Source organism: Frankia sp. CeCAU1 (genome assembly GCF_977971845.1).
In genome coordinates this window covers 16,607-21,094 of the sequence record NZ_CDWWXA010000094.1, presented here as the reverse complement: position 1 = coordinate 21,094, position 4,488 = coordinate 16,607, and the positions used below count along the sequence as shown (strand labels likewise).

The window sequence follows — 4,488 nt, the reverse complement described above, 5'->3', positions numbered from 1 at the left end:
CCCACTCCCCTCGAAACGGAAGAAGGCACACCTATCGTGGCTCAATCCCTTACCAGCCCACAGGCGGGCGGTGTGGTCCTCGCGATACCCGCCCGCCACCGAGCGTCGACGCGACCGGCCGCCGGTACGACCTCCCCACCGGCGCCGTTGGGCGACATCCTGACCGTCGAGCAGGCCGCTGCCCGGATGAACATGAGTGTCCGGTACGTGCGCCGCCTGGTTGCGGAACGGCGTATCGCGTTCCACCGCATCGGCCGGTCGATCCGGCTGACCTCCGCCGACGTTGACGCCCATATCGCGGCCGGTCGTGTCGAGTCGCTCACGGTCTCCAAGGTTTGGCGCGACGTACGGAGCGTGATCTGATGGCCGCCCGTCGCCGCTTCGGCAGCATTCGCCGCCGCGAGTCCGGCCGATACCAGGTCCGCTATCCCGGGCCGGACGGACAGCAGCGCACCGCACCCGAGACATTCGCGCGGAAGAGTGAAGCGGAACGGTATTTGACCCTCATCGAGGGTCAAATACTGCGCGGAGAATGGATCGATCCGGAGCGCGGAAAGGTTACCCTGACCGACTACGCCGCCCGCTGGATTGTCGAGCGGCCCAATCTCAGGCCACGCACGATCGGCCTGTATTCGGGGCTCCTCACCCGGCATATCACGCCGTACATCGGGGGTATTCCGATCGGCAAGCTCACGACTCCGATCATCCGCGAGTGGCGGACAAAGCTACTCGAATCGGGCGTGTCGGTGGGTACGACGGCGAAGGCGTACCGGCTGCTGCGCGCCGTGCTCATGACTGCGGTCCGGGAAGACGAGCTGATCAGGACCAACCCGTGCCGTATCCCCGGGGCCGATCAGGAGAACGCTCCCGAGCGTCCGGTCCTGACCGTTTCTCAGGTGTTCGCTCTCGCGGAGAAGCTTGGTGGTCGGTACCGAGCGCTCGTGCTGGTGACCACCTTTGCCTCCCTGCGGTGGGGTGAAGTGGCCGCGCTTCAGCGACGCGACCTCGACACCGACGACGGCATCGTGCACATCAGGCAGTCCCTGGTGGAGATCGGTGGGCAAGGGGTCGTTCTCGGTCCGCCCAAGTCCCGGGCGGGTGTCCGTACCGTGTCTCTCCCAGCGGTGATTCTGCCGTGGCTTCGGATCCACCTTGCCGAATATGTGGCGGACGATCCGGCGGCATTCGTGTTCACAGGACCGAAGGGTGGATTTCTGCGCCGCGGGAACTTCCGGAAGCTCGTGGGATGGTCAGACGCGGTTGCTGCCATCGGCATGCCGAACCTGCACTTTCACGACCTGCGGCACACCGGCAACACGCTGGCGTCTAGGACCGGGGCGAGTCTGCGGGACCTGATGACGCGCATGGGGCACGACTCGCCCCGCGCCGCGCTCATCTACCAGCACGCATCCACCGAGGCTGACGCGGCCATCGCGGACGCCCTCAGCGCCGTCCTGGCCGCGCAGCAGGGGAGCGTGCCACCTCCCGCGCCACGCCCGGACGACACCCCCGAGGACGGGGCCGCGGGGGCTCTCGTGCCGGCCTAGTGGCCCGTGGATGGCCTATGACCCGATGCTGACTGTCTGAACGATCTTCACCCCCTGGCCGGAACATAGCCCTGACCAGGGGGTGAAGAGTGGAGCGGGTGACCGGGATCGAACCGGCATGACCAGCTTGGAAGGCTGGGGCTCTGCCATTGAGCTACACCCGCGAGGTGATCGATGCGAGCTTACCCCGTAGAATGAGCAGGCGACGCCTCGGGGCGTAGCGTAGTGGCTAGCGCGCCTGCTTTGGGTGCAGGAGATCGGGAGTTCGAGTCTCCCCGCCCCGACCGATACCCTCGGCGTGTCACCCCCCTGTCCAACGTCGTACCAGGAGACCGCCGCGCCGTGAAGGCCACCAAGGAGACCCTCAGCCCGACCCGGGTCAAGCTCACTGTCGAGGTGCCCTTCGACGAGCTCAAGCCCTCGCTCGAGGCCACATATCGCAAGCTTGCCCGCCAGGTCCGGGTCTCGGGCTTCCGGCCGGGCAAGGTCCCGCCGCGCATCCTGGACCAGCGGCTAGGCCGGGGTGTCATCCTGGACGAGGCCGTCCAGGAGGCGCTGCCGCAGCTCTACTCCGAGGCCGTGCAGGCCGAGGAGGTCGATGTGCTGTCCCGGCCCGAGGTGGACATCACCGAGTTCGTCGACGGCGGCCAGCTCGTCTTCACCGCCGAGGTGGATGTCCGGCCCGAGGTGACCCTGCCGGAGTTCTCGGAGCTTGAGATCACCGTTGACGCCGTCGAGGTCACCGACGAGCAGGTCGAGGAGCAGCTCGGCGCGCTGCGTGATCGTTTCGCGGTGCTCACGCCGGTGGAGCGGGCCGTGCAGGCGGGTGACTACGTCTCGCTCGACCTGTCCGCCGAGGCGGACGGCACGCCGATCGATGGTGCCGAGGCGACCGGGCTGTCCTACGAGGTCGGTAGCGGCAACCTGGTCGAGGGTCTCGACGACGCGATCATCGGCGCCACGGACGGCGAGACCCGCACCTTCACCACGGAGCTGCTCTCCGGTGAGCAAGCCGGTCAGCCCGCCCAGGTGACGGCGACGGTCCGCGGGGTCAAGGAGAAGGAGCTCCCGGCCCTGGACGACGACTTCGCGACCACCGCCAGCGAGTTCGACACCCTCGACGAGCTGCGCGCGGACATCCGGACGCGCCTGGAGCAGTCGCGCCGCACCGAACAGGTCGGCCAGGCCCGGGAGAAGTTGCTGGAAAGCCTCCTGGGGCGGGTGGAGGTGCCGGTGCCCGGCTCGCTGCTCGTCGGCGAGATCGAGGCCCGTGAGCACCGCCTCTCCCGCGAGCTGGAGTACATCGGCACGGACCGCCCGTCCTACCTGGAGACCCTCGGCCAGACCGAGGAGGAGTTCGACGCGGAGGTCCGCGAGTCCGCCGGCAAGGCGATCCGCTCCCAGTTCATCCTGGACGCGGTGATCGATGCCGAGTCGATCGGGATCGACCAGGGCGAGCTGATGGAGCAGCTCATCCTGCGCGCTCAGCGCTCCGGGGTGCAGCCGGACGTCTACGCTAAGCAGCTTGCGCAGGGCGAGGGTCTCACGGCCCTGATGGCCGACGTCCTGCGGACCAAGGCGCTCTTCCTGTTGCTGGAGAACGCCAAGGTCGTCGACGGTGCGGGGACCCCCGTCGAGCTCGCTTTGCCAGCCCGTCCGCAGCCGGACGCCGACGCCGACGCCGATCATGGCCGCGATGTCACCGTCGCGGCGGAGGTCGTCGCCCCCGGGGACGGGGACGCCACGGTCGAGCCGGTCGAGGCGGAGACCGACGGCAACGGCTGATCAGCGCCTCGCCGCTGGCGCGGTCGCGTTCCTCCCGAAGCAACCATCGGGTCATAACAGGCGAACCGTGGGGGTTGGTCACCGTTCCCACCTGGAACCGTGGCCGGCCCCGCTGTTCGTCTCACCATCGCCGCCTTCCGTGACCGGACGGCGCCGCGCCGAACCAGCCCGCACCCGGCTGGCCATGAGCGCCCACCGGCCCTGGGCCGGTGGGGCTGGCCCGTCCTCACGCCCAGCGCGAACATCGGGCGGGAAGGGCGGGAACTGGGGCGTGTCACAGATAGTGTCGAGCCGGTCAATCAGCCGTCCCATGTGAGGAAGTCGAGGAGCTGACCGTGAGTAACATCGCAGCCCCGCGCCTGCCGGTTCCGGGTCCGGACCTTCGTGCACCCGGTCAGGGTGGACCCGCGTTCGACGACCAGGTGTTCAACCGTCTGTTGGCCAACCGCATCGTCTTCCTCGGCTCGGTCGTCGAGGACTCGATCGCCAACGCGATCTGCGCGCAACTCCTGCTGCTCAACGCGGAGGATCCGACCCGCGACATTTTCCTCTATATCAACTCGCCGGGTGGGTCGGTGAGCGCCGGTATGGCGATCTACGACACTATGCAGTTCGTCGAGAACGATGTCGCGACCGTCTCGCTCGGTCTCGCCGCGTCGATGGGGCAGTTCCTGCTCTGCGCCGGTGCGTCGGGCAAGCGTTACTCCCTGCCGCACGCGCGGATCATGATGCACCAGCCGTCCGGTGGTATCGGGGGCACCGCCTCCGACATCGCCATCCAGGCGGAGCAGATGCTGTACACCAAGCGGATGATGCAGGAGCGCATCGCCTTCCACACCGGTCAGCCGATCGAGCAGATCGAGCGCGACTCCGACCGGGACCGGTGGTTCACGGCCGAGGAGGCCAAGGACTACGGCTTCGTCGACCACGTCGTCCAGCAGGCCCGCCAGGTTCCCAGCGAAGGCCCGGTGAGCTGAGCGGAGCCCCCGCTCACCGGATCGAACCGTCGTCATCCGTCCCGGAGGCAGCCACCATGTTCCACGACACGCTGTACCAGCAGATGCGGCACGAGCAGGCCCGCCGCCCAGCCGCAGGGCCGCAGGGCCGCTACGTCCTGCCGAACATCATCGAGAAGACCTCCCGCGGCGAGTACGGC

4 protein-coding genes and 2 tRNA genes are annotated in these 4,488 nt (G+C 68.2%); 5 read left to right on the top strand and 1 reads right to left on the bottom strand.

Annotation, left to right across the window (positions count from 1 at the left end; all coding sequences use genetic code 11):
• Window positions 1-36 precede the first annotated feature (36 nt).
• Window positions 37-363 (top strand): excisionase family DNA-binding protein, encoded by a 327-nt coding sequence (locus tag AC08OO_RS16085; RefSeq protein WP_011435646.1) that lies wholly within the window; start codon window positions 37-39, stop codon window positions 361-363.
• On the top strand, window positions 363-1,547 hold the full coding sequence (locus AC08OO_RS16080; RefSeq protein ID WP_011435647.1) for a tyrosine-type recombinase/integrase: 1,185 nt from the start codon (window positions 363-365) through the stop codon (window positions 1,545-1,547). Before AC08OO_RS16085 ends, AC08OO_RS16080 begins: the two co-directional genes overlap by 1 nt.
• 90 nt (window positions 1,548-1,637) lie before the next feature.
• Here the strand turns inward: AC08OO_RS16080 and AC08OO_RS16075 are convergent.
• Window positions 1,638-1,711, bottom strand: a tRNA-Gly gene (locus tag AC08OO_RS16075).
• A 47-nt stretch (window positions 1,712-1,758) separates the two neighbouring features.
• Here AC08OO_RS16075 and AC08OO_RS16070 point away from each other — a divergent pair.
• The 3 genes from AC08OO_RS16070 to AC08OO_RS16060 all read left to right on the top strand — a co-directional run bounded on the left by AC08OO_RS16070 (window position 1,759) and on the right by AC08OO_RS16060 (window position 4,309).
• Window positions 1,759-1,831 (top strand) — tRNA-Pro (locus tag AC08OO_RS16070).
• Between the two features lie 58 nt (window positions 1,832-1,889).
• The gene (tig, locus tag AC08OO_RS16065) at window positions 1,890-3,332 is read left to right on the top strand and encodes a trigger factor (protein WP_476610823.1); all 1,443 of its coding nucleotides are present in this window, start codon (window positions 1,890-1,892) and stop codon (window positions 3,330-3,332) included.
• Between the two features lie 335 nt (window positions 3,333-3,667).
• Window positions 3,668-4,309 carry an ATP-dependent Clp protease proteolytic subunit gene (locus AC08OO_RS16060; RefSeq protein ID WP_011435649.1) on the top strand — a complete coding sequence of 214 codons (642 nt, stop codon included), beginning with the start codon at window positions 3,668-3,670 and terminating at the stop codon, window positions 4,307-4,309.
• The last annotated feature ends 179 nt before the right edge of the window (window positions 4,310-4,488 follow it).

Coding starts and splice junctions, on each gene's coding strand:
- AC08OO_RS16080 (WP_011435647.1), top strand. CDS start 363: ATGGCCGCCCGTCGCCGCTTCGGCAGCATTCGCCGCCGCGAGTCCGGC.